This is a genomic window from Streptomyces sp. NPDC040622, from assembly GCF_055593965.1.
The window spans coordinates 103,815-127,146 of record NZ_JBVIXD010000006.1 but is presented as its reverse complement, the minus strand read 5'-3'; the positions used below and the strand labels follow the sequence as shown (position 1 = coordinate 127,146).

Below are 23,332 nucleotides of genomic sequence, written 5' to 3'. Positions count from 1 at the left end.
CCCCCGCCCCGGACAGCCCACGGCCGTCCCATCGCCTCAGCAGCCGCCAGGTCGCCTCACCGCCCCAGCAGCCGCCGTGCGATCTCCATGTCGTCCGGCGGCATCGGCCGGCCGTCCTCCGCCTCCCACAGCGCGTTCTGCAGGACCCGCCCCAGCGTCCACGCGCGCGCCCGCTCCCGGTCGAGGCCGAGGACCTCCGTCATCGCGTCGAATCGCCACAGCACCTCGTCGGGCTCGAAGCGGTTGTCGAGTGCGGGCCACAGGTCGAAGCCGGGGTCGCCGGCGAGCGGCTTCGGGTCGATGGCGAGCCAGGGCTCGCGGTCGCTCGCCAGGACGTTCTCGAAGTGCAGGTCCCAGTGGAGCATCCGGTCACCGGGCTCGCCCATGACCTCGCGCACCGCGCCCCCGCACCGCTCGACGAGCGCGCGCTCGGCGGGGTCGGCGATCTTCTTCAGCGCCCCCGGCAGCTCCTCGACCATCTCGGCCGCGATGTCGCCGAGCCGCCGCATGCCGTCCGGCGCGGGGCCCGCGGTCAGGCGCGCGAGGAGTTCGGCGATGACGAGGACGGCCTTGCGGGTGTCGGCCATCGTCGACAACATCCGCGCGGAGTCGAGGCGTTCGAGCAGCATCGTGCCCGTGCCGCCGTCGTGGTCCAGGAGGCGGACCGCGCCGTCGCCGTCCCACACCCGCAGCGCGACCGGCTCGCCCTCGGTCTCCTCGTCAAGGAGCTGGAACTTGACCGCGGCGGGCGTCCCGTCGGCGCGCGTCACGGGCAGCACCAGCGCGGCCATGCCGTGCATGGGGTCGCCGTCCACCGTGAGGTCCCAGCGCTCGACGATCTCGTGAACCCGCCCGGGCAACGCGGCGATGAAGGCCCGCCCCGGCTCCCCCGCGTACAGGTGCTGCGACTCGATCAGTCCGTCCGGAATGCGAATGTCGATCACGTCCGTGACCCTATCGGCGTGCGTGAATCACCGCATGAGGATTTTCCGCGACGTGCCGGGCGGCGTCCGGGCCACCGCCTCGGCCGCCGGGTCCGCCGTCGTGTCGTACGTGCGCGGCGCCCCGGGCACGTACGTCTGGCTGGCGGCGCTCTTCGTCACGACCGTCGCGATGCACCACATGTCGCCGGAGTTCGAGGACGAGTTCCTGCGCCAGCGCTCCACGAACATCCACGAGTTGTCCCACAACCCGGTGCGCGTGCTGATCTCCAGCGCGTTCTGGATCGACGGGGGAAGCTGGCTGTCGTACGCCGTGCTCTACACCCTCTTCCACGCCAACGCCGAACGCCGGCTCGGCACCCGGCGCTGGCTGGCGGTGGCCGCGCTCTCGCACGTCCTGGCCACGCTCATCAGCGAGGGCGTCCTCGCGGTCGCCGTCCACCACGGGGCCGCCCCGCAGTCGTCCGTCAACACCCTTGATGTGGGCGTGAGTTACGCGCTCGCGGGCGTCGTCGCGGTGCTCACGTACCGGATCCCGAAGCCCTGGCGGTACGGATATCTCCTCGTCGTCCTCGCCGTGTACGGCACGCCGCTGGTGACCGGCAGGACCTTCACCGACCTCGGCCACTTCGCCTCGGTCCTGATCGGCCTGGCGTGCTTCCCGCTGACGCGGGCGGCGGGGCCGGAACCGGGACCCGAACCAGGATCGGGACAGGAACCGGGGAACGGGCCGGGACCAAGGTCCCGGTGGCGGTGAGGCCCAAGGCCCCTGGCCGGAGCACGGACGGCCCGCCTACCTTGTGAGTACGTCTTGAGCACATCGCCAGGAACTTGAGCACACCGCCCGGAAGCACCACCGAACCGCCGGGAAGCACGACCGGAAGGAGGCGATCGTCCATGGACCACAGTCCGAGTCCCGCCCCGACCATCGCCTCGTACTCCGGCACGCGCTGATTCCCGCGATCCCCGCCGCCCGAAGCACGGACGGGCACCCGCGTCACGGGTGGCCCACCGCGCCCGGCCACCCGGATCCCGCACGGCACGTGCCGCCTCATCCCGAGGAGGCCACCGTGCCTTACGCGTTCACGCTGCCCGCGATCCGGCTCCCCCTGGACGGCATCACCGCCGTCTACCTCCTGGAGGACCCCGGCACCCTCCCGGCCGGCCTCTGTCCGCCGCCCGGCGCCGTCTACGACCCGCGGGTCCACGCCGCCTGGGTCCTGGCGGGACAGGGCCACCGGACGTCCTGGCTGGCCACGCACCTCGGTCTGCCGCGCCCCGTCACCCGCATGATCGTCGACGCCGCCCGGTACGCCGACGTCCCGGACCGCCTTCCGCTGCTGCACAGCGCCTGAGAAGCAGCGCTCCCAGCGCCACACCCACACAAGACAGACGCGACGGACTCGGCGACTTCAACAAGGACAGGGACCGCCTGAGCCAACTGACGGAGGACCAGGTCAAGTCAACGGTCGAGAACCGCGAACTGGCCGCGGTCACCCTGATGTCCGTGATCCCCTCGACGTTCGACGAGCGGGACGACTCTGCACGGCCGTCGGCCGCGCCGGGGCGTTCAGGGCCGCCGGGTCACCCACCCCGGCGGCCCTGATCCTCTCGGCGTCAGGAAATCCCGGCGTCCTTCAGCTCCTTGGCGAAGGCCGCCTGCTCGTACAGCGACTCGTTCGCGGGCTTGTCGCCGTCGACGAGGACGGTCGGCGTGCCCTGGACGCCGTCGTCGGTGAAGGACTTCATCGCCTCACCGACCCACTTCTTGTACGTCCCGTTCCGCACGGCCTTGTCGAAGGCGCCGCCGCGCAGCCCGTCCACCTTGTCGGCGATCTTCAGCAGGAACGCCGGGGTGTAGGCGTCGTCCGTCTCCACGTCGGCCTGGTTGGCGAAGAGGGCCGCGTGGAACTGCGGGAACCCGCCCGCCTCGACGGACGCCCGCAGCGCGTTCGCCGCGTTCACCGAGCCGCTGCCGCCGAGGTTCTTGTCGAGGAACGAGGCGATCGTGTACTCGACCTTCACCGTGCCGTCGGCCACCGGCTTCACCAGCGCCTGCGCCCCGCCCTCCTCGAACTTCTTGCAGAACGGGCAGCGCGGGTCCTCGTACACCTTGACCGTATGCTTGGCCTTCGGATCACCGACGGTGATCACACCGCCCTTTACCGAGGCAGGCACCTCGGCGAGCCGGGCACTGGACGCCGGCGGCGCCTCGGCCTCCGGGGCACCGGAGTCCGGGGACCGCTCACCGGCCGACGCGGCGGGCTTCTCATCGGCGCCGGCCTTGCCGTTGTCGTCGCCCGGACCACAGGCGGACGCGGCCACCCCGATCAGTGCCGCCGTCGCCACCGCGGCGGCGACGCGCCCTGCCGAGCGTCCGGCCTTGTGTACGGCCATGAGTGAAGCCCTCCCAAAAAATTCGACACGTATCGCTCAAAGTATCGGATCGTGCCCCACCCCCCTGCCGCCGAACGACCCGCCCCGCAGGACCAAAGCCCCGACCCCTGCACACGGCCCCCACCTGCGCAGTAACGTCCGCCCATGAGCAGCGCGAACAACACCCGGCACGGCTCGGGCAGGGCCGACACGGTCAACGGCGGCATATCGTTCTGGTACGCGGACGAGGGGATGCCCGCGGCCCGCGAACCCCTGACCTCCGACGGCACGGCCGACATCTGCATCGTCGGCGGCGGCTACACGGGGCTGTGGACCGCGTACTACCTGAAGAAGGCCGCGCCCTTCCTGCGCGTCACCGTCCTGGAGCAGAAGTTCTGCGGCTACGGCGCCTCCGGGCGCAACGGCGGCTGGCTCTACAACGGCATCGCGGGCCGCGACCGCTACGCCGGACTCCACGGCCACGAGGCGGCGGTCCGCCTCCAGCAGGCGATGAACGAGACGGTCGACGAGGTGATCCGCGCCGCCGCCGAGGAGGCGATCGACGCGGACATCCACCACGGCGGCGTCCTCGAAGTGGCGTACACCCCGGCGCAGTTGGCCCGCCTCAAGGACTTCCACCACACCGAGCTGTCGTACGGCGAGAAGGACCGCACGCTGCACGGCGCCCGCGAGACGGCCGAGCGGGTGCGGATCGCGGGGGCCGTCGGCTCCACCTGGACGCCGCACGGCGCGCGCCTGCACCCGGTGAAGCTGGTGAAGGGGCTCGCGGCCGCGGTCGAGGCACTCGGCGTCACGATCCACGAGTCGACGCCCGTCACGGAGATCACACCGAAGCACGCCATCACCCCGTACGGCACGGTCCGCGCCCCCTACGTCCTGCGCTGCACGGAGGGCTTCACGGCCTCCCTCAAGGGCCAGCGCCGCACCTGGCTCCCCATGAACTCCTCGATGATCGCGACGGAGCCGCTCTCCCCCGCCCAGTGGGAGACGATCGGCTGGGAGGGCCGCGAGACGCTCGGGGACATGGCGCACGCGTACATGTACGCCCAGCGCACCGCGGACGGCCGCATCGCCATCGGCGGCCGGGGCGTCCCCTACCGCTACGGCTCACGCACCGACAACGACGGCCGCACCCAGCCCGCCACGATCGATGCCCTGCGCACGATCCTCACCCGCTTCTTCCCCCAGCTCACCGGCGTCGGCATCGCCCACGCCTGGTCCGGCGTCCTCGGCGTCCCCCGCGACTGGTGCGCCACGGTCACCCTGGACCGCGCCACGGGCCTCGGCTGGGCGGGCGGCTACGTCGGCTCGGGCGTCGCCACCGCCAACCTCGCCGCCCGCACCCTGCGCGACCTGGTCCAGCAGGACTCGGGCCAGGCGGGCCCCACCGACCTCACGGCCCTCCCCTGGGTCAACCACAAGGTCCGCCGCTGGGAACCGGAACCCTTCCGCTGGCTGGGCGTCCACGGCATGTACGCCACGTACAACGCGGCAGACCACCGCGAACGGTCCACCCACACCCCGACCTCCTCCCGCCTGGCCCGCTGGGCGGACCGGGTGGCGGGCCGCAACTGACACCCACCGCGAGGCGCCCGGGGCGCCGAGCACCCACCCGCCCCCGGGCCACCGCCCCACTGCTCGTCAGCGTCCCCTGCTCGTCTACTCGTCGACGTCTATCCCGAACTCCCGGACCAGCGCCTCCAGCCCGCCCGGATAGCCCTTCCCGCCCACCACGAAGCTCCAGTCACCGCTCGCCCGCCGCCGGAAGGACCCCAGGACCAGCGCGGTCTCCCCCGGCCTGCCGTCCGACACCGGAACCTGGTCCAACTCCACGCCCTCCGCATCCCGCAGCCGGATACCGGCGCCGGAGAACTGACCACCGCGAGCAGCAAGGCGACAGCCGTCAGCCCGAGGTCCGCGACGGGCGCGGGCAGGACGGGCGTCCGAGGCACGGGCCGCGCCGCGAGGCTCGACGCCACGCCTCCGCCCCCGATGGGCAGGAGGGCTCCGTTGCGCAGCATGTTCAGGAGGCGGTGGGCGCGACTGGTGGCACTCACCCGGCGAGGACAGGAGGCGGCCCCGGGTCCTCGACATCGTGGTCAGCGACGCGGTCCGGGACCGGAACTGAGACCGAGGACCGTCGCGCGGCCCGCTCCCGCCGCCGACGCCGCATCCGCTGAACAACAAAACCCCAGGTCGGAGTACATCCGGCCTGGGGTTCCAGAAGAGCCCCCTGTCGGATTCGAACCGACGACCTACGCATTACAAGTGCGTTGCTCTGGCCATCTGAGCTAAGGAGGCACGCACGCCGCGCGGGGCGGACGTGCCCGTGCAGTGTAACCAACGTCGTCCGCGCGCCCCTCGAAAATTTCCTCGAAGGTCGCCGACCCCGACTACTGACAGACCGCAGACCTCCGGGGTACGGTCACGAGCAGTTCACTCAGGTGGACTACACCACTCCTCTCTTTACAACGGATCGTCCGGCACGTTCCTGCCGGTGAAGGGGGCCCTCACCATGGCCACTGTTTCGTTCGACAAGGCGACCCGCATCTACCCGGGTGGCGACAAGCCCGCCGTCGACCAGCTCGAGCTCGACGTCGCGGACGGCGAGTTCCTCGTGCTCGTCGGCCCGTCCGGCTGCGGCAAGTCCACCTCGCTCCGGATGCTCGCGGGGCTCGAGGACGTGAACGCCGGCGCCATCCGCATCGGTGACCGCGACGTCACGCACCTGCCGCCGAAGGACCGGGACATCGCCATGGTGTTCCAGAACTACGCGCTGTACCCGCACATGACCGTCGCCGACAACATGGGCTTCGCCCTGAAGATCGCCGGCGTCAACAAGGCCGAGATCCGCCAGAAGGTCGAGGACGCGGCGAAGATCCTCGACCTCACCGAGTACCTGGGCCGCAAGCCCAAGGCGCTCTCCGGCGGTCAGCGCCAGCGTGTGGCGATGGGCCGCGCGATCGTCCGTGAGCCGCAGGTCTTCCTCATGGACGAGCCGCTGTCGAACCTCGACGCCAAGCTCCGCGTCTCCACGCGTACGCAGATCGCGAGCCTCCAGCGCCGCCTCGGCATCACCACCGTGTACGTCACCCACGACCAGGTCGAGGCCATGACGATGGGCGACCGCGTGGCCGTCCTCAAGGACGGTCTGCTCCAGCAGGTCGACTCGCCGCGCAACATGTACGACCGCCCGGCGAACCTCTTCGTGGCCGGCTTCATCGGCTCGCCCGCGATGAACCTCGTCGAGGTCCCGATCACCGACGGCGGCGTGAAGTTCGGCAACTCCGTGGTCCCCGTGAACCGCGAGGCGCTGTCCGCCGCCGCCGACCGGGGCGACCGCACGGTCACCGTCGGCGTCCGCCCGGAGCACTTCGACATCGTCGAGCAGGACGGCACGACCGCGAAGACCCTCTCCAAGGAGACCGCGGACGCCCCGGCCGGCCTCGCCGTCTCCGTGAACGTCGTCGAGGAACTCGGCGCCGACGGCTACGTCTACGGCTCCGCCGAGGTCGGCGGCGAGCACAAGGACCTCGTGGTCCGCGTGAACGGCCGCCGGGTCCCGGAGAAGGGCACGCAGCTGCACGTCGTACCGCGTCCGGGTGAGATCCACGTGTTCTCGACCTCGACGGGCGAGCGCCTCACCGACTGACGCCCCGCCAGATTCCCCGCAGGGCCCCGCACTCCTTGGGTGCGGGGCCCTGCGCGTACGCCCGACCGGACCGCCGCGGCGGCCCCGGGGAATTCCGGGTTGTCGACAAATACCCCGGCACAACGGTCATTTCGCCCCGGCGTCGTCAACACCGCACCAGAGAAACCCGATTCCCTGTCGCTCGACCGAGTGACTAAATGTCGCCAAATCATCACCTAGCGCTACGCTCACTCGCGTGACGCACTCCGCCAACTACACCCAGAAGCCGCGCCGAGCCCACCGGGGCCCCGCCCGCCGCATCGGCCGCACGCTCGCCCTTGTCCTGCCCGTGATGCTGGTGCTTTCCGGGACCCTAGCGGTCACCAGCGTCAACTGGTCGGGGAACTCCTCGGACTCGATGCTGACCGCGAGCGCCGACAACCTCTCCGTACCCGCCAAGTCCCGCGCTCCGCAGGACCTCCTGCGCGACCGGCTCCTCCTGGAACTCCAGGAGAAGAACCCGGCCGTGGCGCTGACCCACCTCCAGCAGGAGGTGAACCGCCACCCCTCGCTCGCGCGGCACTGCGTATCGATCGCCCGCGCGCTGGGCCGCGCCGCCGTGCGCGTGTACGGCCCGAGCCGCGCGCAGTCCTACTCCAGGCCCGTCTGCGACACGTCCTTCGCCACGGGTGTGGCCGCCGCCCATCAGAACGGCTGAGCGGGCCGGCACGCGGCGCCGCGTAGGGTTTCCGGCATGACCACGCTGAAGCCCACGCAGGCTGTCGTCCTGGCCGGAGGCCAGGGTTCCCGGCTCCGCCCGTACACCGACGACCGGCCCAAGCCGATGGTCGAGATCCCCGGCACGGGGACCCCGATCATCGGCCATCAGCTTGCCTGGCTGGCCGAGGAAGGCGTGACGGACGCGGTCGTCTCCTGCGGGCACCTCGCGGAGGTCCTCCAGGAGTGGCTGGACGGCGCCGACCTCCCGCTGAACGTCACCACGGTCGTCGAGAAGGAGCCGCTGGGCCGCGGCGGCGGCCTCAAGTACGCCGCCCGCCACCTGCCCCACGCCGACCAGCCCTGGTACGCGACGAACGGCGACATCTGGACCCGCTTCTCGCTGCGCGACATGGCGGCCTTCCACGCCGAGCGCGACGCCACCGCGACCCTCGCCCTGGCCCGCCCCCGCATCCCGTGGGGCGCCGTCGAGACGGACGCGTTCGGCCACATCACGGACTTCATCGAGGCCCCGCCGTCCCCGTACCTCATCAACGCGGGCGTGTACGTCTTCGCGGACGCCTTCACCGCGCTCCTGCCGGACCTCGGCGACCACGAGCGCACCACGTTCCCGCGACTGGCCCGGGAGAAGCGCCTGGCGGGCTTCCCGCTGCCGCAGGGCGCCTACTGGCGCGCGATCGACACCGCGAAGGACCTCACCGAGGCCGCCAAGGAGCTCGCCGCACAAGGCCGTTGAGGGCCCACTGGGCCGACTGCGGTCCTCCTCTCGTACGTACGCCGACGGGGCCCCGCACACACGCTGTGCGGGGCCCCGTCGGCGTACCGGAGGAGGCGGGACCCGAGGAGGACGGGCCAAGGGACTCAGCGGCCGAGCACGCCGCCCAGCAGACCGCCGGGCTGCTCGCCCCCGGTGCTGCCCGAGCCGCCCGTGGTGCCCGAACCTGCCGTGCCGCCGCCGGAACCGCCGCTGGTCGTCGGACCGGCGCTGGTGGCGGCGGGCTGCTGCTGTTGTTGCGGCACCGACTGCTGCGGCGGGGCCTGGCCCGTCGTGCCGCTGCCCTGCGTCTGGCTCGGCTGGGTGGCTCCCGCCGCGCCGCCCGTCTCACGCCGGGTCGCGCCCGGCGTCGTGGCGCCGGCGCCCCGCGTGGGGCTCGCGGAGCTGCCCTGCGTCGGCGCGCCGGACGAGGTGGCCGGGCCTTGCGACTGGCGGCCCTGCCGCTTCTTCGCGGGGTCTCCGGGGAGCGGGGAACCCGGCAGCTCGTTGCGCGGCGCCTCGCCGGGTCCTGGCACGGTGACGCGGTCCGCGTCCCGCACCGCGCCGCCCAGCATGGAGCCGATGAGCAGCGTCAGACCGATCGCGATCCCGCCGATGAGACCGCCGCGCCGCAGCACCCGCCGCCGCAGGTCCCAGATGTCGGCGCGCGGCCCGAGCGTGCGCCAGGCCTCGCCCGCGAGGCGGCCGTCGACGGAGTAGACGGGCGCGCCCGCGATGATCAGCGGTGACCAGGCGGCGAGGTAGATGATGTCCGGCGCGTCGTAGGCGGGGACGGTCTTCCAGCTGACGGTGACGATGAGCGCCGCCGACAGGAGCACGCCGATCGAGGCGGCGACGCGCTGCCAGAGCCCGAGCACCGTCAGGACGCCGACGACGACCTGGAGGAAGGCGATGGAGAGTCCGGCGCCCACGGGGTGCTGGAGGGCGAAGTCGCGCAGCGGTTCGGCGAGCGCCCACGGGTGCAGCGAGTTGAGCCACTTGACCATGGAGCCGCGTTCGCCGCCGTCGAAGTAGACGGGGTCGCAGAGCTTGCCCATGCCGGCATAGACGGAGATGAATCCGAGGAAGACGCGCAGCGGGAGCAGCACGACGCCGAGGTTCATCCGGCGCCCGGGGTAATAGGCGTGCCGGACCGGGTCGGAGCCGTGCCTGCGGACCCGCTCCTCGCCCTCGTCCCCGTCGTCGTACGCGGCGGCCTCCTGCTCGGCGAGGCGCTCGTCGTAGTCGCTGCCCGGCAGCCGCATCTGGGGCAGCAGCCGGGTCTCGGAGCCGGGGTTGCGCGGTCCGATGACGGCGGGCGTCTCCGCGGTCTCGGGGCCGTCGTCGAGGTCGACGCGCGGGATGACCTGGGTGGCGCCGCCGTCGTCGTAGGGCCCTGCCTCATCGGCCGAACGGCGCACACTGCTGCCGCGCACGGCCTGCAGCAGTCTGATCGCGCCGGTGTCGTCCGGGTCGGACTTCCCGCTCCAGACGACGGGGGCGCGGCGCCTGGCCGCCGTGCCGACGACGGGGATGCGCACCGTCTGGTCGGGGGTGCCCAAGTGCCGTGAGATGCGGGGGGATTGAGTGCGCCCAGCGGCGGGAAGCTGCACGCGGAAACTCGCGTGATTGACGATGACCTGCGCCGGGTCGCTCGGCACCTTCACCATGCTCAGCGCGGGAGCATCGTCGAAACCTGACGAGCTTCCCCCCGTGGGAGTGCGGGGTGTTCTGGTGTCCACACTCATCTAACCGAGTGATGTGTGTTTAGGACACTGCCTTGACCATGTGGAAATGTCCGGGCCGCGTCAAGAGATCAACGCGGCCCGGACATCGCAGAGGATCAGACGCGGCGGCGGGACGCCTCGTAGAGCACGACACCCGCCGCGACACCGGCGTTCAGCGACTCGGCGCCGCCCGGCATGGGAATCCGCACGCGGTAGTCGCAGGTCTCCCCGACGAGCCGCGACAGGCCCTTGCCCTCGCTGCCGACCACGACGACGACCGGGCCGCCCAGCGCCGCCAGGTCACCGACCTCGTGCTCGCCGTCGGCGGCGAGACCGACGACGGCGACGCCCGCCTTCTTGTACGCCTCCAGGGCGCGCGTCAGGTTCGTGCAGCGCGCGACCGGGGTCCGCGCGGCGGTGCCCGCGGACGACTTCCACGCGCCGGCGGTCATGCCGGCGGCGCGCCGCTCGGGCACGAGGACGCCGTGGCCGCCGAAGGCGGAGACGGAACGGACGACGGCACCCAGGTTGCGCGGGTCCGTCACGCCGTCCAGGGCGACGATCAGCGGGTCCTGGCCCTCGTCGAACGCGGCGGCGACGAGGTCCTCGGGGTGCGCGTACTCGTACGGCGGGACCTGGAGGACGAGGCCCTGGTGGTTCAGGCCGTTCGTCATGCGGTCCAGCTCGGGCCGCGGCGCCTCCATCAGGTGGATGCCGCCGCGCTCGGCCGCGAGCTGCAGGGCCTCGCGGACCCGCTCGTCGTTGTCGATGAACTGCTGGACGTAGAGCGTGGAGGCGGGCACGCCGTCGCGCAGCGCCTCGAAGACCGGGTTGCGGCCCACGACCATCTCGGAGGACGACTTGCCGCCGCGCCTGGGCGCAGGACGGCGGCCGACCGACTTCTTGGCCTTGGCGTTGGCGATGCGGTTCTTCACATGCCCCTTGCGCGCTTCGGCGGGCGGCGTCGGGCCCTTGCCCTCGAGGCCGCGGCGCCGATTGCCGCCGCTGCCGACCTGCGCGCCCTTCTTGCCGGACATGCGGCGGTTGTTAGCGGCCATGACCTACCTGTCTGTCGTGATGCTTCTGCGCATACGTACGTACGCGCACGAGGTGTACGTCTATGAAGTGTGCCGCCCGGAAGGCCGGGAGGCACATCAGCGGGTGCCCGGGGCCCTAGCGCGGGCCCAGCGTCCAGCGCGGGCCGCTCGGGCCGTCCTCGATGACCAGGCCGGACTGGTTGAGTGAGTCGCGGATGGCGTCGGCGGTGCCCCAGTCCTTGCGGCCGCGGGCGGCCTCGCGCTGGTCGAGGACCAGGCGCACCAGGGTGTCGACGACGCCGTGCAGGTCCTCGCCCCGGTCGCTCTCGCCGCCGGCCCAGTGCGGGTCGAGCGGGTCGAGGCCGAGGACGCCGAGCATGGCCCGCACCTCGGCGAGGCGTGCCACGGCGGCTTCCTTGTCGTCGGCGGCCAGCGCGGAGTTCCCCTGGCGCACCGTGGTGTGCACGATGGCGAGCGCCTGCGGGACGCCCATGTCGTCGTCCATGGCGTCGGCGAAGGCGGGCGGCACCTGGTCGGCCGGGTCGACGACCCCGCCGGCCTTCTCCACCACGCGCTGCACGAAGCCCTCGATGCGCGCGAACGCGGACTCGGCCTCGCGCAGCGCCTCCGGGCTGTACTCGATCATCGAGCGGTAGTGCGGGGTGCCGAGGTAGTAGCGCAGGACGATGGGACGCCACTGCTTGACCATCTCGCTGACGAGGACCGAGTTCCCGAGGGACTTCGACATCTTCTCGCCGCTCATGGTGACCCAGCCGTTGTGCACCCAGTACCGCGCGAAGGTGTCGCCGTAGGCCTTGGCCTGGGCGATCTCGTTCTCGTGGTGGGGGAAGATCAGGTCGATCCCGCCGCCGTGGATGTCGAACTCGGTGCCCAGGTACTTGTGGGCCATCGCCGAGCACTCCAGGTGCCAGCCGGGACGGCCGCGGCCCCACGGGGTCTCCCAGCTGGGCTCCCCCTCCTTGGCGGACTTCCACATCGCGAAGTCGCGCGGGTCGCGCTTGCCCGTCTCGCCCTCGCCGGAGGGCTGGCGCAGGTCGTCCAGGTCCTGGTTGGAGAGCTCCAGGTAGCCGGGGAAGGAACGCACGTCGAAGTAGACGTTCCCGTCGGCCTCGTAGGCGTGGCCGCGCTCGATGAGGCCGCGCATCATCTCGACCATCTCGGTGATGTGGCCGGTGGCGCGGGGCTCGTAGGTGGGCGGGAGGCAGCCGAGGGCGTCGTAACCGCTGTTGAACGCGCGCTCGTTCTCGTACCCGATCGACCACCAGGCGCGGCCCTGCTCGGCCGACTTCTTGATGATCTTGTCGTCGATGTCGGTCACGTTCCGCACGAACGTCACGTCGTACCCGCGGTAGGCGAACCAGCGGCGCATGATGTCGAAGTTCAGGCCCGACCTGATGTGCCCGATGTGCGGGGCCGCCTGCACCGTGGCACCACAGAGGTAGATCGAGACACAGCCGTCGACGAGGGGGCTGAAGTCACGGATCTGCCGGGCGCTGGTGTCGTACAGGCGAATCGTCACCACTCCAGGGTAGTGGGCGCAGGGCAGTGCCCCGTGACCGCTTGGGCCACAGGGCACGGAACTGTGACGTTGCGGCTCCCGGACGGCGTCCGTCCGGCTGCCGCGGGGCGCTCAGATGCTGCCGACCACCTTGCGCGCGGAGACGCGGACGACGACGCGCTCGCTGTCGTCCTTGGAGCCCGGATTGAAGTCGGCGTAGTCCTTGCCGGTGTACTTGCGCGACAGCTCGTCGATGAGCTCCTGACCGCCCTCGGTCGTCATCTCGGCGGTGCCGCGGATCTCGGCGTACGTGTACGGGGAGTCGAACGGCTGGACCAGCACGGTCACGCGCGGATCGCGCCGCAGGTTCTTCTCCTTGCGGCGGTCGACCGTCGTCGAGAACAGCACGTCGTCCCCGTCCCGCTTCACCCAGACCGGGGAGACCTGCGGGCTGCCGTCGGGCTGGATGGTGGCGACGTTGATGAAGACGGGGGTGTCGAGCAGCGCCTTGAGTGCGTCGGACAGTGCGGCGGACATGTACCTCACTCCTTCGTGGACCGGACGTACGGGGCATTCGCCTGTACGAGGCATACGACTACCCCGTCACGCGCCTCACGACGACGTACGTACGACCAACGCGGTGGCGATCGCCGCGAGCCCGTCGCCACGGCCCGGGAATCCGAGGCCGTCGGTGGTGGCCCCGGAGACGGAGACGGGCGCGCCCGCGGCCTCGGAGAGCACCTTCTGCGCCTCGTCCCTGCGCTTGCCGATCTTCGGGCGGTCGCCGATGACCTGCACGGCGACGTTGCCGACGGTGAAGCCGGCGTCCCGCACGATCCGGGCCGCCTCGGTGAGCAGGGTCAGCCCGGAGGCGCCGGACCACTCGGGGCGTCCGGTGCCGAAGTGGGCGCCGAGGTCGCCGAGGCCCGCGGCGGAGAACAGCGCGTTGCAGGCCGCGTGCGCGACGACGTCGGCGTCGGAGTGCCCGGCGAGCCCGGGCCCCTGGTCCTCCCACTTCAGGCCCGCGCACCACAGCTCGCGGCCCTCTTCGAAGGCGTGGATGTCGGTGCCGATGCCGACCTGCGGCAGCGGGAACGGCGGCGTCTCAGAAGCCATCGTTGGCCCTCCTGCGGGCGAGGACGGCCTCGGCGAGCACGAGGTCCAGGGGGCGCGTCACCTTGAAGGCCTCCTCGTGTCCCGGCACGACGACGACGGGCAGGCCGAGCTGCTCGACCATGCTCGCGTCGTCCGTGACGTTGTCGGTGACGCTCTCGTGGGCGCGCACGAGCGTGGCGCGGTCGAAGCCCTGCGGGGTCTGCACGGCGCGCAGCCTGGCCCGCTCGGGGGTGGCGACGACGGGCTCGGGCTGTCCGGGGCGGTCCGCGGGCTCGACCTGCTTGACGGTGTCGGCCAGGGGCAGCGCGGGGACCACGGCGGGCGCCCCTTCGCGTACGGCCTCGATGACGCCGTCGACGGTGTCGACGGGCACCAGCGGGCGGGCCGCGTCGTGCACGAGGACGACGTCGAAGCCGGGCGGCAGCACGTCAAGGCCGGCCCGCACGGACTCCTGCCGGCTCTCGCCGCCGGGCACGACGAGGAAGTCGGTGCGCTCGGGCAGCGCGTGGTCGTCGAGGAGGGTCTTGACCTCGGGGGCGCCGTCCGGCGGTGCCACCACGACGACGAGGGAGACGGCCCGGGACTCCGCCATGGCGCGCACGGCGTGGATGAGCATCGGGGTGCCGTTGAGCGCGCGAAGCGCTTTGGGGGCGCCAGGGCCGAGGCGCACGCCCCGCCCTGCCGCGGGAATGACCACCGCGGTACGGGATTCGCTAGACATCGGTTCCGTTCAGGTTTGTGTGCTCGGCCGACGTGGGTATGGCCTGGGCGTGCCCCCTGCTCGAGCGAAGAGCTTGGGGAGAGTGCCGGGCGCGAGCCTCGACCGGACCCCTTCCGTGACATCCGGTCGGATCGGCTGCCGAGCCCGGCACGCCCAACACGGTCCCTTCGGGGGGCCGCCTCACCACATCTGCCCGGATGAGTCAGGTTTTCGATCCGGGTACGAACATGCCGCAGCGCCCGGCGACTCCAAGAAGGGTCAGCGGGCACCGCGGCATTACTGCGTCAGTTCGGCGCGAGAACTGCCGAGGCATGCGCCTCGGACCGTCCGCGTCAGGACGCGAGGACCTCGTCCAGCAGGGCCTCGGCCTTGTCCTCGTTGGTGTTCTCCGCGAGGGCGAGCTCGCTCACCAGGATCTGGCGGGCCTTGGCGAGCATGCGCTTCTCGCCGGCCGACAGTCCACGCTCGCGCTCACGACGCCACAGGTCACGCACGACTTCCGCGACCTTGATGACATCGCCCGAGGCGAGCTTCTCGAGATTCGCCTTGTAGCGACGCGACCAGTTCGTGGGCTCTTCGGCGTACGGCGCGCGCAGTACTTCGAAGACCCGGTCGAGGCCGTCCTGCCCGACCACATCACGCACACCCACGAACTCCGCATTGTCCGCGGGCACACGCACCGTGAGGTCGCCCTGGGCGACCTTCAGCACCAAGTAGGTCTTGTCCACGCCTTTGATCTGGCGAGTTTCGATGGCCTCGATCAGCGCGGCCCCGTGATGGGGATAGACCACGGTGTCGCCAACCTTGAACGTCATGTGACAGGTACCCCTTCCGTGGCTATCCATCCTAACACGAGAATCGCCTCTTCTGAATGGCGTTTTCGCAGGTCAGGGCATATCTCGGGGCTTGACAACAGCAACAGGAACGTGCTGCGCGGGCCCTCCGGAACGGGGTATTCGCAGGTCGGAGCCGCTCTCCGGGGAACCGGAAACATGCCCGTCACAGCCCCCTCAAGAGTGCGCCAAGCGGCCGAACGTCCCGGTTTGCGCGGTTCCGGACGGCGGACTTTCGCTACTCCGTTCGGTGGACGAAGAGGCGTGCCGAGTGACGTCCGACGCGATTCCCGAATTGATCACGCCGGTGGATGATCAATTTCCCGGACCCCCATGCATTCCTTACCGGAAATCCGCAAGGCGGGCCGCGCGAGCCCTTGACGGCACTTATGTGAATGGCGGCCGAGGGGCCAATGGGACGGATGTGGCACAGGATGCCCGCGGAGGCTCCCGAGCCCCGGAGGTGGGTCGGGGGCGCTAAGGGGCGGGTCGGGTGCGGCGGCACCGGAACGGCTCGGTAATGTAAGCGCGCTGACACACCCTTAGGACGGCTTTACCGCCGTCCGACCGTCCTGTACCGCCCACGTTCAAGGAGTTGCCGCCGCCGTGAGCCGCAGCCTTCGACGCGGCGCCCTCGCCGCCACCGCCCTCGCGTTCTCGCTTGCCTCGCTGTCCGCGTGCGCGGCAGGCAACAACGCTCAGACGATGGAGGTCAAGCCGGACAACGCCGCGACCTCCGTCGGCGACATCAAGATCCAGAACGCCATGGTCATCACGCAGCCCGACCTGCAGTCCACGGGCCCGGCCGCGGTCGCCGCCACGATCTTCAACACCGGTGACAAGCCGCAGACCCTGGAAGCCATCTCGGTCGACGGCACGCCCAAGAAGGCCAAGCTCACGCCCGGCAAGGACGACAAGGACTCCAAGCCGAACGGTCCGCTGACCATTCCGGCCGGCGGCTCCATCGTCATCGGCGGCAAGGACAACGCCTCGGCGGTCCTGGACGCCAGCCGCGAGGCCGTCAAGGACGGCAACGCGCAGCCGGTCACGTTCTCCTTCAGCAGCACCGGCGACGTGAAGATGCAGGCGTTCGTCGTCCCCGCCGAGAGCTACTTCAGCAAGTGGGGCCCGAGCGAGCTGCCGCAGGCCCCCGACGGCAAGCCGTCCAAGCCCGCGAAGCCCGGCCAGTCCGGCAAGCCGGGAGAGTCCGGCAAGCCGTCGACGGGTGCCTCCACCGACCCGTCCGGCAACCCCTCGGGCAAGCCGTCCGGGGAAGCGGGCACGGACGCGTCCGGCGCCGCCGGCGACCCGTCGGGCGACGCCTCGCACGGTGCGGGTGCCGGGACCGGCACGGAGCACTGATCTCGGTACGCCGTACGTCAACGCACGGTACGTACGAAGAAGGGCGGGACCCCACCGGGGTCCCGCCCTTCTTCGTGAGCCGCTGTTTACGGCTCGAACTTGTAGCCCAGGCCCCGCACCGTGACCAGGTAGCGCGGCGCCCCCGGGTCCGGCTCGATCTTGGCGCGCAGGCGCTTCACGTGGACGTCGAGGGTCTTGGTGTCGCCCACGTAGTCGGCGCCCCAGACCCGGTCGATGAGCTGCATGCGGGTCAGCACGCGGCCCGCGTTGCGCAGGAGCATCTCCAGGAGGTCGAACTCCTTCAGGGGCAGGTCGACCTTGGAGCCGGAGACCGTGACCACGTGGCGGTCGACGTCCATGCGGACCGGTCCCGCCTCCAGGGCCTGCGGGGTGACCTCCTCGGGCTCGCCCCTGCGGCGCAGGACCGCGCGGATGCGGGCGACCAGTTCGCGCGAGGAGAAGGGCTTGGTGACGTAGTCATCGGCTCCTATCTCCAGGCCGACGACCTTGTCGATCTCGCTGTCCTTGGCGGTCACCATGATCACCGGGACGTTGGAACGGCTGCGCAGCTGGCGGCAGACCTCGGTGCCGGGCAGGCCGGGCAGCATCAGGTCGAGCAGGACGAGGTCGGCGCCGTTGCGCTCGAATTCGTCGAGTCCGTCCGGGCCCGTCGCCGCGATGGCGACTTCGAAGCCCTCCTTGCGGAGCATGTAGGACAGAGCGTCGCTGAAGGATTCCTCGTCCTCGACGACGAGCACTCGGGTCACGGAAGGACCTCCGGGGCAGGAATGGGTTCGTACGAAGTGGTCTCGTCGGACTGGGCGGTCTCTTCGTCGAGTCCGCCGCCGTGACCTGTTCCGCGGTCGCGGTGCGCGGCCGCCTCCGGCAGCCGCAGGGTGAACGTGGAGCCCTGTCCCTCGGAGCTCCACACGGTGACCTCCCCGCCGTGCGAGGCGGCCACGTGCTTGACGATGGCGAGGCCGAGGCCGGTACCGCCGGTGGCCCGTGAGCGGGCCGGGTCGACGCGGTAGAAGCGCTCGAAGATGCGCTCCTTGTCCTTGTCGGAGATGCCGATGCCCTGGTCGGTGACGGCGACCTCGATCATGTCTCCGCCCGGCGCGGCGACCCGGCGGGCGGCGATGCCCACGCGGGTACGGGCCGGCGAGTAGTTCACGGCGTTCTCGACGAGATTGCCGAGGGCCGCCGCGAGCTGGCCGCGGTTGCCCCATATCTGCAGGTCGGCGGTGCCGCCCGAGGCCATGGTGATCTGCTTGTGGGAGGCCTGGTGACGGCTGCGGTCGATCGCCTCCGCCACCAGTTCATCGACACGGACGGGTTCGGCGTCCTCCAGGGGATCGTCGTTCTGCACCCGGGAGAGGTCGATGAGCTCCTGGACGAGGCTGGTCAGGCGGGTCGCCTCGATCTGCATGCGGCCCGCGAAGCGCTCGACGGCCTCCGGGTCGTCCGAGGCGTCCATGACGGCCTCGGAGAGCAGGGAGAGCGCCCCCACGGGGGTCTTCAGCTCGTGGCTCACGTTGGCCACGAAGTCGCGCCGTACGGCCTCGATGCGGCGGGCCTCGGTGAGGTCCTCCACGAGGAGCAGGACGAGGCGTGAGCCGAGCGGGGCCACGCGCGCGGAGACCGCGAGCGCCTCGCCCCGGCCGGTGCCGCGCCGGGGCAGGTCCAGCTCGACCTGGCGTATCTCCCCGTCACGGCGGGTGTCCCTGGCCATCTGCAGCATCGGTTCGACGGCGAGCTTCCCGCCGCGCACGAGTCCGAGCGCGTACGCCGCCGAGCTGGCCTTGACCACGCTGTCGGCCTCGTCGAGGACGACGGCGGAGGAGCGCAGCACGGAGAGCACCGTGTCCACGCCCGGCGGCAGTACGGGGTCGGTGTGCAGGGAGGTCCGGGTGGGGCGTTTCTGGTCGCGCTCGCTCCATCGGAACGCCAGCATGGCGATGACGCCGGTGCACACCCCGGCGATCGCTGCCGCTGCGGCGACCGCCGCGTTCACGTCCATGCACCCAGGTTATGCGCCGGATAAGCACCGGTCACAGCCATACGGGTGCGGGCTCGAACACTCGTCGCCCAGAGTTCACCGTGGAGACGGCACCGGTTCATTTCCCCTGAGCGGCCGAAGACCGGTGTTGCCACGGATGCCGCCCGCCGTCGCCCACAGTTCACCTTGATGACGGTGGCGATTCATGTGGGGTGCCGGAAACGGACGCGTCCGGCCCGCACCGTGGGAGCGTAGGGGCCAGCCCCCTGAGACGTACTAGAGAGGGACAGCCACATGCGGGACGCGTACCACGAGGAACTTGACTCGATCGGCGAGAGCCTGGTCGAGATGGCCCGCCTGGTCGGGTCCGCGATCGGGCGCGCCACGACGGCCATGCTCGACGCCGATCTCAAGATGGCCGAGAGCGTGATCGCGGCCGACCAGAAGGTCGACGATCTGCAGCACGACCTGGAGGCGCGCGCGATAGCCCTGCTCGCCAGGCAGCAGCCGGTCGCCACCGACCTGCGCATCGTCGTCACCTCGCTGCGGATGAGCGCCGACCTGGAGCGCTCGGGCGACCTCGCCCAGCACGTCGCGAAGCTGACGAGGCTCCGTTTCCCCGACTCGGCGGTGCCGCGGGACCTGCACGCCACCATCCTGGAGATGGGCCAGCTCGCGCAGCGCCTGATGGCGAAGGCGGCGGAGGTCATCATCACCAAGGACGTCGACCTGGCGCTCCAGCTGGAGCAGGACGACGACGAGATGGACCAGCTGCACCGCACGCTCTTCCAGCACCTGATGGACGACCGCTGGAAGCACGGCATCGAGACGGCCGTCGACGTGACGCTCCTCGGCCGCTACTACGAGCGCTTCGCGGACCACGCGGTGTCGGTGGCGAAGCGCGTCGTGTACCTGGTCACCGGCGAGCACGCGGACGAGATCCAGCCGACGGGGGCGCCGGTGGAGGGGGCGTAGGCGCCCGGCCGGCGGCGGGGGCGCGGGCCCCGGCTCCCCCGCCGCACGCGTGCGTGCCCCGCCCGACGTCAGGTCGTCGCGCGGGGCACAGCTCTGTCGGTCAGCGGGTCATCCGCAGCCGCCGCCGCACTGGCAGGAGCCGCCGGACTGGCAGCCGCAGCCGCAGCCCGGGCCGCAGCCGCAGGCGCCCAGCAGCACGAGCGCGGGCAGGCCCGGTGTGTCGGCGGGCTGCTGTGGGACGGATTCGCGCGTAGGGGACTCGGCCATGGTCTCCTCCTCGAAGGCGTACCGGCGTACTGCCTGTTGCCCATTCCATGCCCACGAGGACGGGGCGCGTCAACGGCGCACGCGCGCGTGGCCGCGGCCACGGCGCGGGCGGGGCGTGAATTCGCCCCTGCCCGCGCGCCGATCCGGCCCCGCATGAGCGCTTTGCTGCCAAGTACAGGGAAGTGCCCCACCGCGTCACTCCGGCCGGGCTACACAGGAATGTCCGGGTGTTCCGGGTGTTCGCTCCTGTCGGGAGGGGTGGCCCAGTGGTCCTGTCGATCGATCTCGCGTTTCTCCTGGCCGTCGTCATCGTCATCCTGCTGCGCAGGAAGGTGCAGGCCCGCTCACGCTCGGACACGCTCCTGACCATGACCGTGGTGCTGGTCTTCGGCATCCTGGTGGCCCCGACGGACTTCGGCCAGGGCGTCCAGGACGTCGTCACGGACCTGGCGCGGGGCATCTCGGACTCGGAGGCGGGTGGCGGGAGCGGGGGCGGCGGCGGGAGTCCGGGGACGCGGTGACCCCGCCCGGCTCTCCCTTCTCCGCATCCCACTTGTGAAACTCCCTCCACAACTGTCACAGACATGCCATACCCTGCGCCGTGACGGGGGATCAGGCGGCCAGGGCGCACAGCCCGGCCGCATTCATGTGGGGGGTCACATCACTGTGCGCACGCGCAGCATCTCGACCGCGACGGCGCTCGCGGTCATCTTCGGTTCGGTGGTCCTGACGGCCGGCACGGCGGGCACCGCCGCGGCCGACTCCGCCGAGGTCCTGCCGGTCTCCGCGGTCGGGGACATCGTCGTCGACGGCGTCCACCGCCGGGTGTACGTCTCCGACCCGCTCGTCGGCAAGATCGTCGTCACGGACTACGCGGGCAAGGTCGAGGGCACGCTCACCGGCCTGCCGGGCGTCTCCGGCCTCACCCTCTCCGCGGACTCCAAGCAGGTGTACGCGGCGGTCTCCGACAAGAACCGCATCGTGTCCGTGGAGACCGACACGTACACGCAGACGGCGAGCTACGACCTCGCGGGCGCGAAGGGCCCGGCCACGCTGGAGACGGTCGACGGCAAGGTGTGGTTCGGCTACGAGGGCGGCCTCGGCTCGCTGGACCCGTCCGGCACCTCCGGCGACGAGCCCGCGGTGAAGCTCGTCGAGGCCCCTGGCGTCGACTGGGACGGCGTGCCGCTGCTCGGCGCGGACCCGAAGGCGCCCGGCGTCCTGGTGGCCGGCGAGCGCGGCAACACCTGGGCCGACATCGCGGTGTACGACGTCTCGGGCGCCGAGCCCGTCCTGCGCACGACGAAGAACCTGACCGGCAACTTCAAGCAGCTGGACCTGACGCCGGACGGCGAGCAGGTGCTCACCACCTGGGGGGACGGGTTCGGCTACTCCTTCCCCGCGTACTCCACCAAGGACCTCTCCCAGGAGACGGCCTATCCCACGGACGCCTACCCGAACGCCGTGGCCATCGCCTCCGACGGCACGATCGCGGGCGGCAGCGACTCCATCTACGACCCCGACGTGCACATCTACCAGCCGGGCGTGAAGGTGCCGGTGCGGGAGTACGACTTCCCGAACACCGGCAACACCAGCGGCGCCGACGAGCTGGTGCCGGCGGCCCTCGCCTGGGCCCCGGACGACAGCCACCTCTTCGCGGTGTCCGTGAACTCGTACGGCACCTTCTCGCTGCGCACCATGGCCGAGCCGGGCAAGTCCCTGCCGACGCTGACGGTGACCGCTCCGGAGAAAGCGCCCCGCGCCAAGCCCCTGACCGTCACCGGCAAGCTCACGGACACAGTGCCGCTGCCGGCCGGGACGCCCCTGTCGGTCACGCGCACGGACGTGGAGTCGCCGGCCCCCGGCAAGGCGCTGCCGGGCACCAAGACCAAGGCGGACGGCTCCTTCTCCTTCACCGACAGCCCGCCGGCGGGCGGCAAGGTGACGTACAAGGTCACGTACGCGGGAGACGTCACGCACGCCGCGGCGAGCAAGTCGGCGTCGGTGACGGTCTCGCGCTCCAAGTCCACGCTGACCCTGAACAACAACAAGAAGACGTACTCCTACGGGGCGGACGTCCCCTTCACGGCACACCTCGGCAGCACGTACAAGAACCGCACCGTCGAGATCTGGGCCGACCCCTACGGCGGCGACAAGCCGAAGAAGCTGGTCAAGAAGGGCACGGTCAACTCGCACGGCAACCTGTCGGCGACACTCGACATGAAGCGGGACACGAAGGTGACCGCGGTCTTCTCCGGAGACGCGCGCTCGGCCTCCGCGTCGGCCACGTCCACGGCGTACGCCAGGGTCAAGATCTCCGGCACCGTCTCCAGGCACTACAAGACGGGGAAGATCGGCTCCACGAAGTACCACTACTTCCACAAGAACACCGACCCGCAGCTCGCGACGACGATGACGTACTACAAGGGCCGCAAGCAGCGCTTCGAGGTCCAGGTGTACGGCGCCGACCACAAGTGGCACGCGACCGGCTCCCAGTACTTCGCCCTCGCCCCCGACGGCACCTCCACGGTCCGCCTGGAGGCCCCGGGCCAGTCGGGCATCCGCGCCCGGATCCGCTCGGCGTACGTGAACGCGACGTCGGGCGACAACGTCAACTCGACGACGTACGGGGCGTGGAAGTACCTGAACTTCACGCGATAGGACCGCGGGAACCCACCGGCCGATACGCTCGGCCGGTGGACGTCCTGTGGGTGGGTACCGTCTCCACGGTGGTGGGCGCCGTGGCCGGCGCCCTGCTGCAGGCGTGGCGGGAACACGCCGTGCACAGACGGCAGTTGGCGGTCCGCTGGGACGAGGCACTGCTGACCGGACTCGCGGAGTATCTGGCGACGGCCGACCGCGCGCTGAGGGCGCTGCTGCGGTGGCGCCGTGCGCGGGACGCGGGGGCCTCGGGCGGCGCGGGCAGTGCGGGCAGTGCGGACGGTGCGGACGGTGCGGACACGGACGCTCTCGACGCGATGGCGACGGCGGCGCTGGAGGCCTACGAGTCCCTGCACGAACAGTCCCAGCTGATCGCCCTGCTCACCGGCGACCGGTCGGACCCCCTGCGCGTGGCGGCCCGCGGTATGCGCAGGTCCCTGCTCCCGATGTGCGACGAGGCACACGGCGGCGCACACCTGGACGGCCCCCACGTGACCGACCTCATCACCCAGCACCGCGAGGCCCGGGAAGCCCTGATCCTCCAGGCACAAAGGAGACTCAAGGGGGCGTCGCCGGTGGGGTCTTCGGGACGTGACGGGGAGGCGTAGGAGGCGGGACCCCGGAGCGGTCACCGACCGGCCGGCAGCATCCGTC

At 71.2% G+C, this 23,332-nt stretch carries 24 protein-coding genes and 1 tRNA gene; 11 read left to right on the top strand and 14 right to left on the bottom strand.

The genetic code is table 11. The features are described 5' to 3' along the window. Nucleotides 1–56: 56 nt before the first annotated feature. Nucleotides 57–944 (bottom strand): aminoglycoside phosphotransferase family protein, encoded by an 888-nt coding sequence (locus tag ACZ592_RS18325; RefSeq protein WP_471582594.1) that lies wholly within the window; start codon nt 942–944, stop codon nt 57–59. Nucleotides 945–978: 34 nt separating this feature from the next. Here ACZ592_RS18325 and ACZ592_RS18320 point away from each other — a divergent pair, with 34 nt between their 5' ends. Both ACZ592_RS18320 and ACZ592_RS18315 read left to right on the top strand, forming a co-directional pair. Next, complete coding sequence (locus ACZ592_RS18320) at nt 979–1,698, top strand: rhomboid-like protein (RefSeq protein ID WP_471582593.1); 720 nt, start codon at nt 979–981, stop codon at nt 1,696–1,698. Nucleotides 1,699–2,011: 313 nt separating this feature from the next. Further along, the gene (locus tag ACZ592_RS18315) at nt 2,012–2,296 is read left to right on the top strand and encodes a hypothetical protein (RefSeq protein ID WP_471582592.1); all 285 of its coding nucleotides are present in this window, start codon (nt 2,012–2,014) and stop codon (nt 2,294–2,296) included. 262 nt (nt 2,297–2,558) lie between these two features. On the opposite strand, the gene ACZ592_RS18310 is transcribed toward ACZ592_RS18315, so the two are convergent. Next, a complete protein-coding gene (locus ACZ592_RS18310; protein ID WP_471582591.1) occupies nt 2,559–3,338 on the bottom strand; it encodes a DsbA family protein in 780 nt (259 codons plus the stop codon). A gap of 144 nt (nt 3,339–3,482) precedes the next feature. Between ACZ592_RS18310 and ACZ592_RS18305 the strand changes: the two genes are divergently transcribed. Further along, entirely contained in the window at nt 3,483–4,913 is a 1,431-nt protein-coding gene (locus ACZ592_RS18305) for an NAD(P)/FAD-dependent oxidoreductase (protein ID WP_471582590.1), read from the top strand. Between the two features lie 84 nt (nt 4,914–4,997). Here the strand turns inward: ACZ592_RS18305 and ACZ592_RS18300 are convergent, their stop codons facing one another. Then, nucleotides 4,998–5,432: a TerD family protein gene (locus ACZ592_RS18300; protein WP_471582589.1), complete on the bottom strand. Its 435-nt coding sequence runs from the start codon at nt 5,430–5,432 to the stop codon at nt 4,998–5,000. A gap of 133 nt (nt 5,433–5,565) precedes the next feature. Then, a tRNA-Thr gene (locus ACZ592_RS18295) sits at nt 5,566–5,639 on the bottom strand. A gap of 214 nt (nt 5,640–5,853) precedes the next feature. On the opposite strand from ACZ592_RS18295, the gene ACZ592_RS18290 reads away from it, so the two are divergent. From ACZ592_RS18290 to ACZ592_RS18280, 3 genes are all read left to right on the top strand, one after another. Further along, nucleotides 5,854–6,990 carry an ABC transporter ATP-binding protein gene (locus ACZ592_RS18290; protein ID WP_471582588.1) on the top strand — a complete coding sequence of 379 codons (1,137 nt, stop codon included), beginning with the start codon at nt 5,854–5,856 and terminating at the stop codon, nt 6,988–6,990. Nucleotides 6,991–7,225: 235 nt separating this feature from the next. Continuing rightward, nucleotides 7,226–7,687, top strand: coding sequence for a hypothetical protein (locus ACZ592_RS18285; protein WP_471582587.1), 462 nt, complete (start codon nt 7,226–7,228; stop codon nt 7,685–7,687). 36 nt (nt 7,688–7,723) lie between these two features. Then, on the top strand, nt 7,724–8,443 hold the full coding sequence (locus tag ACZ592_RS18280; protein WP_471582586.1) for a nucleotidyltransferase family protein: 720 nt from the start codon (nt 7,724–7,726) through the stop codon (nt 8,441–8,443). Nucleotides 8,444–8,568: 125 nt separating this feature from the next. On the opposite strand, the gene ACZ592_RS18275 is transcribed toward ACZ592_RS18280, so the two are convergent. From ACZ592_RS18275 to ACZ592_RS18245, 7 genes are all read right to left on the bottom strand, one after another. Next, nucleotides 8,569–10,209, bottom strand: coding sequence for a DoxX family membrane protein (locus tag ACZ592_RS18275; protein WP_471582585.1), 1,641 nt, complete (start codon nt 10,207–10,209; stop codon nt 8,569–8,571). 95 nt (nt 10,210–10,304) lie between these two features. Beyond that, nucleotides 10,305–11,246: a 23S rRNA (guanosine(2251)-2'-O)-methyltransferase RlmB gene (rlmB, locus tag ACZ592_RS18270; RefSeq protein WP_471582584.1), complete on the bottom strand. Its 942-nt coding sequence runs from the start codon at nt 11,244–11,246 to the stop codon at nt 10,305–10,307. Between the two features lie 115 nt (nt 11,247–11,361). Beyond that, nucleotides 11,362–12,765 carry a cysteine--tRNA ligase gene (cysS, locus tag ACZ592_RS18265; protein WP_471582583.1) on the bottom strand — a complete coding sequence of 468 codons (1,404 nt, stop codon included), beginning with the start codon at nt 12,763–12,765 and terminating at the stop codon, nt 11,362–11,364. Between the two features lie 111 nt (nt 12,766–12,876). Next, nucleotides 12,877–13,281, bottom strand: coding sequence for a PPOX class F420-dependent oxidoreductase (locus ACZ592_RS18260; RefSeq protein WP_471582582.1), 405 nt, complete (start codon nt 13,279–13,281; stop codon nt 12,877–12,879). Between the two features lie 75 nt (nt 13,282–13,356). Continuing rightward, the gene (gene ispF, locus ACZ592_RS18255; RefSeq protein ID WP_471582581.1) at nt 13,357–13,860 is read right to left on the bottom strand and encodes a 2-C-methyl-D-erythritol 2,4-cyclodiphosphate synthase; all 504 of its coding nucleotides are present in this window, start codon (nt 13,858–13,860) and stop codon (nt 13,357–13,359) included. Then, nucleotides 13,850–14,581, bottom strand: coding sequence for a 2-C-methyl-D-erythritol 4-phosphate cytidylyltransferase (gene ispD, locus ACZ592_RS18250; protein ID WP_471582580.1), 732 nt, complete (start codon nt 14,579–14,581; stop codon nt 13,850–13,852). The genes ispF and ispD overlap by 11 nt, the downstream gene beginning before the upstream one ends. Nucleotides 14,582–14,913: 332 nt before the next feature. Further along, nucleotides 14,914–15,396 carry a CarD family transcriptional regulator gene (locus ACZ592_RS18245; protein WP_003953493.1) on the bottom strand — a complete coding sequence of 161 codons (483 nt, stop codon included), beginning with the start codon at nt 15,394–15,396 and terminating at the stop codon, nt 14,914–14,916. Between the two features lie 624 nt (nt 15,397–16,020). Between ACZ592_RS18245 and ACZ592_RS18240 the strand changes: the two genes are divergently transcribed. Then, nucleotides 16,021–16,776, top strand: coding sequence for a copper chaperone PCu(A)C domain-containing protein (locus ACZ592_RS18240; RefSeq protein WP_471582579.1), 756 nt, complete (start codon nt 16,021–16,023; stop codon nt 16,774–16,776). An 86-nt stretch (nt 16,777–16,862) separates the two neighbouring features. Here the strand turns inward: ACZ592_RS18240 and phoP are convergent, their stop codons facing one another. Together phoP and phoR are read right to left on the bottom strand one after the other, a co-directional pair. Further along, on the bottom strand, nt 16,863–17,543 hold the full coding sequence (gene phoP, locus ACZ592_RS18235) for a two-component system response regulator PhoP (RefSeq protein ID WP_030682312.1): 681 nt from the start codon (nt 17,541–17,543) through the stop codon (nt 16,863–16,865). Continuing rightward, entirely contained in the window at nt 17,540–18,796 is a 1,257-nt protein-coding gene (gene phoR, locus ACZ592_RS18230) for a two-component system sensor histidine kinase PhoR (RefSeq protein WP_471582578.1), read from the bottom strand. Before phoR ends, phoP begins: the two co-directional genes overlap by 4 nt. Nucleotides 18,797–19,069: 273 nt before the next feature. On the opposite strand from phoR, the gene phoU reads away from it, so the two are divergent. Further along, on the top strand, nt 19,070–19,750 hold the full coding sequence (gene phoU, locus ACZ592_RS18225) for a phosphate signaling complex protein PhoU (protein ID WP_471582577.1): 681 nt from the start codon (nt 19,070–19,072) through the stop codon (nt 19,748–19,750). Between the two features lie 108 nt (nt 19,751–19,858). Here phoU and ACZ592_RS18220 read toward each other — a convergent pair whose 3' ends face one another. Beyond that, a complete protein-coding gene (locus tag ACZ592_RS18220) occupies nt 19,859–20,017 on the bottom strand; it encodes a hypothetical protein (RefSeq protein ID WP_471582576.1) in 159 nt (52 codons plus the stop codon). 266 nt (nt 20,018–20,283) lie between these two features. Between ACZ592_RS18220 and ACZ592_RS18215 the strand changes: the two genes are divergently transcribed. The 3 genes from ACZ592_RS18215 (at nt 20,284) to ACZ592_RS18205 (ending at nt 23,286) form a co-directional block, all read left to right on the top strand. After that, a complete protein-coding gene (locus tag ACZ592_RS18215; RefSeq protein WP_471582575.1) occupies nt 20,284–20,538 on the top strand; it encodes a hypothetical protein in 255 nt (84 codons plus the stop codon). A gap of 145 nt (nt 20,539–20,683) precedes the next feature. Continuing rightward, nucleotides 20,684–22,678, top strand: coding sequence for a YncE family protein (locus ACZ592_RS18210; protein ID WP_471582574.1), 1,995 nt, complete (start codon nt 20,684–20,686; stop codon nt 22,676–22,678). 35 nt (nt 22,679–22,713) lie between these two features. Next, nucleotides 22,714–23,286: a hypothetical protein gene (locus ACZ592_RS18205; protein WP_471582573.1), complete on the top strand. Its 573-nt coding sequence runs from the start codon at nt 22,714–22,716 to the stop codon at nt 23,284–23,286. The last annotated feature ends 46 nt before the right edge of the window (nt 23,287–23,332 follow it).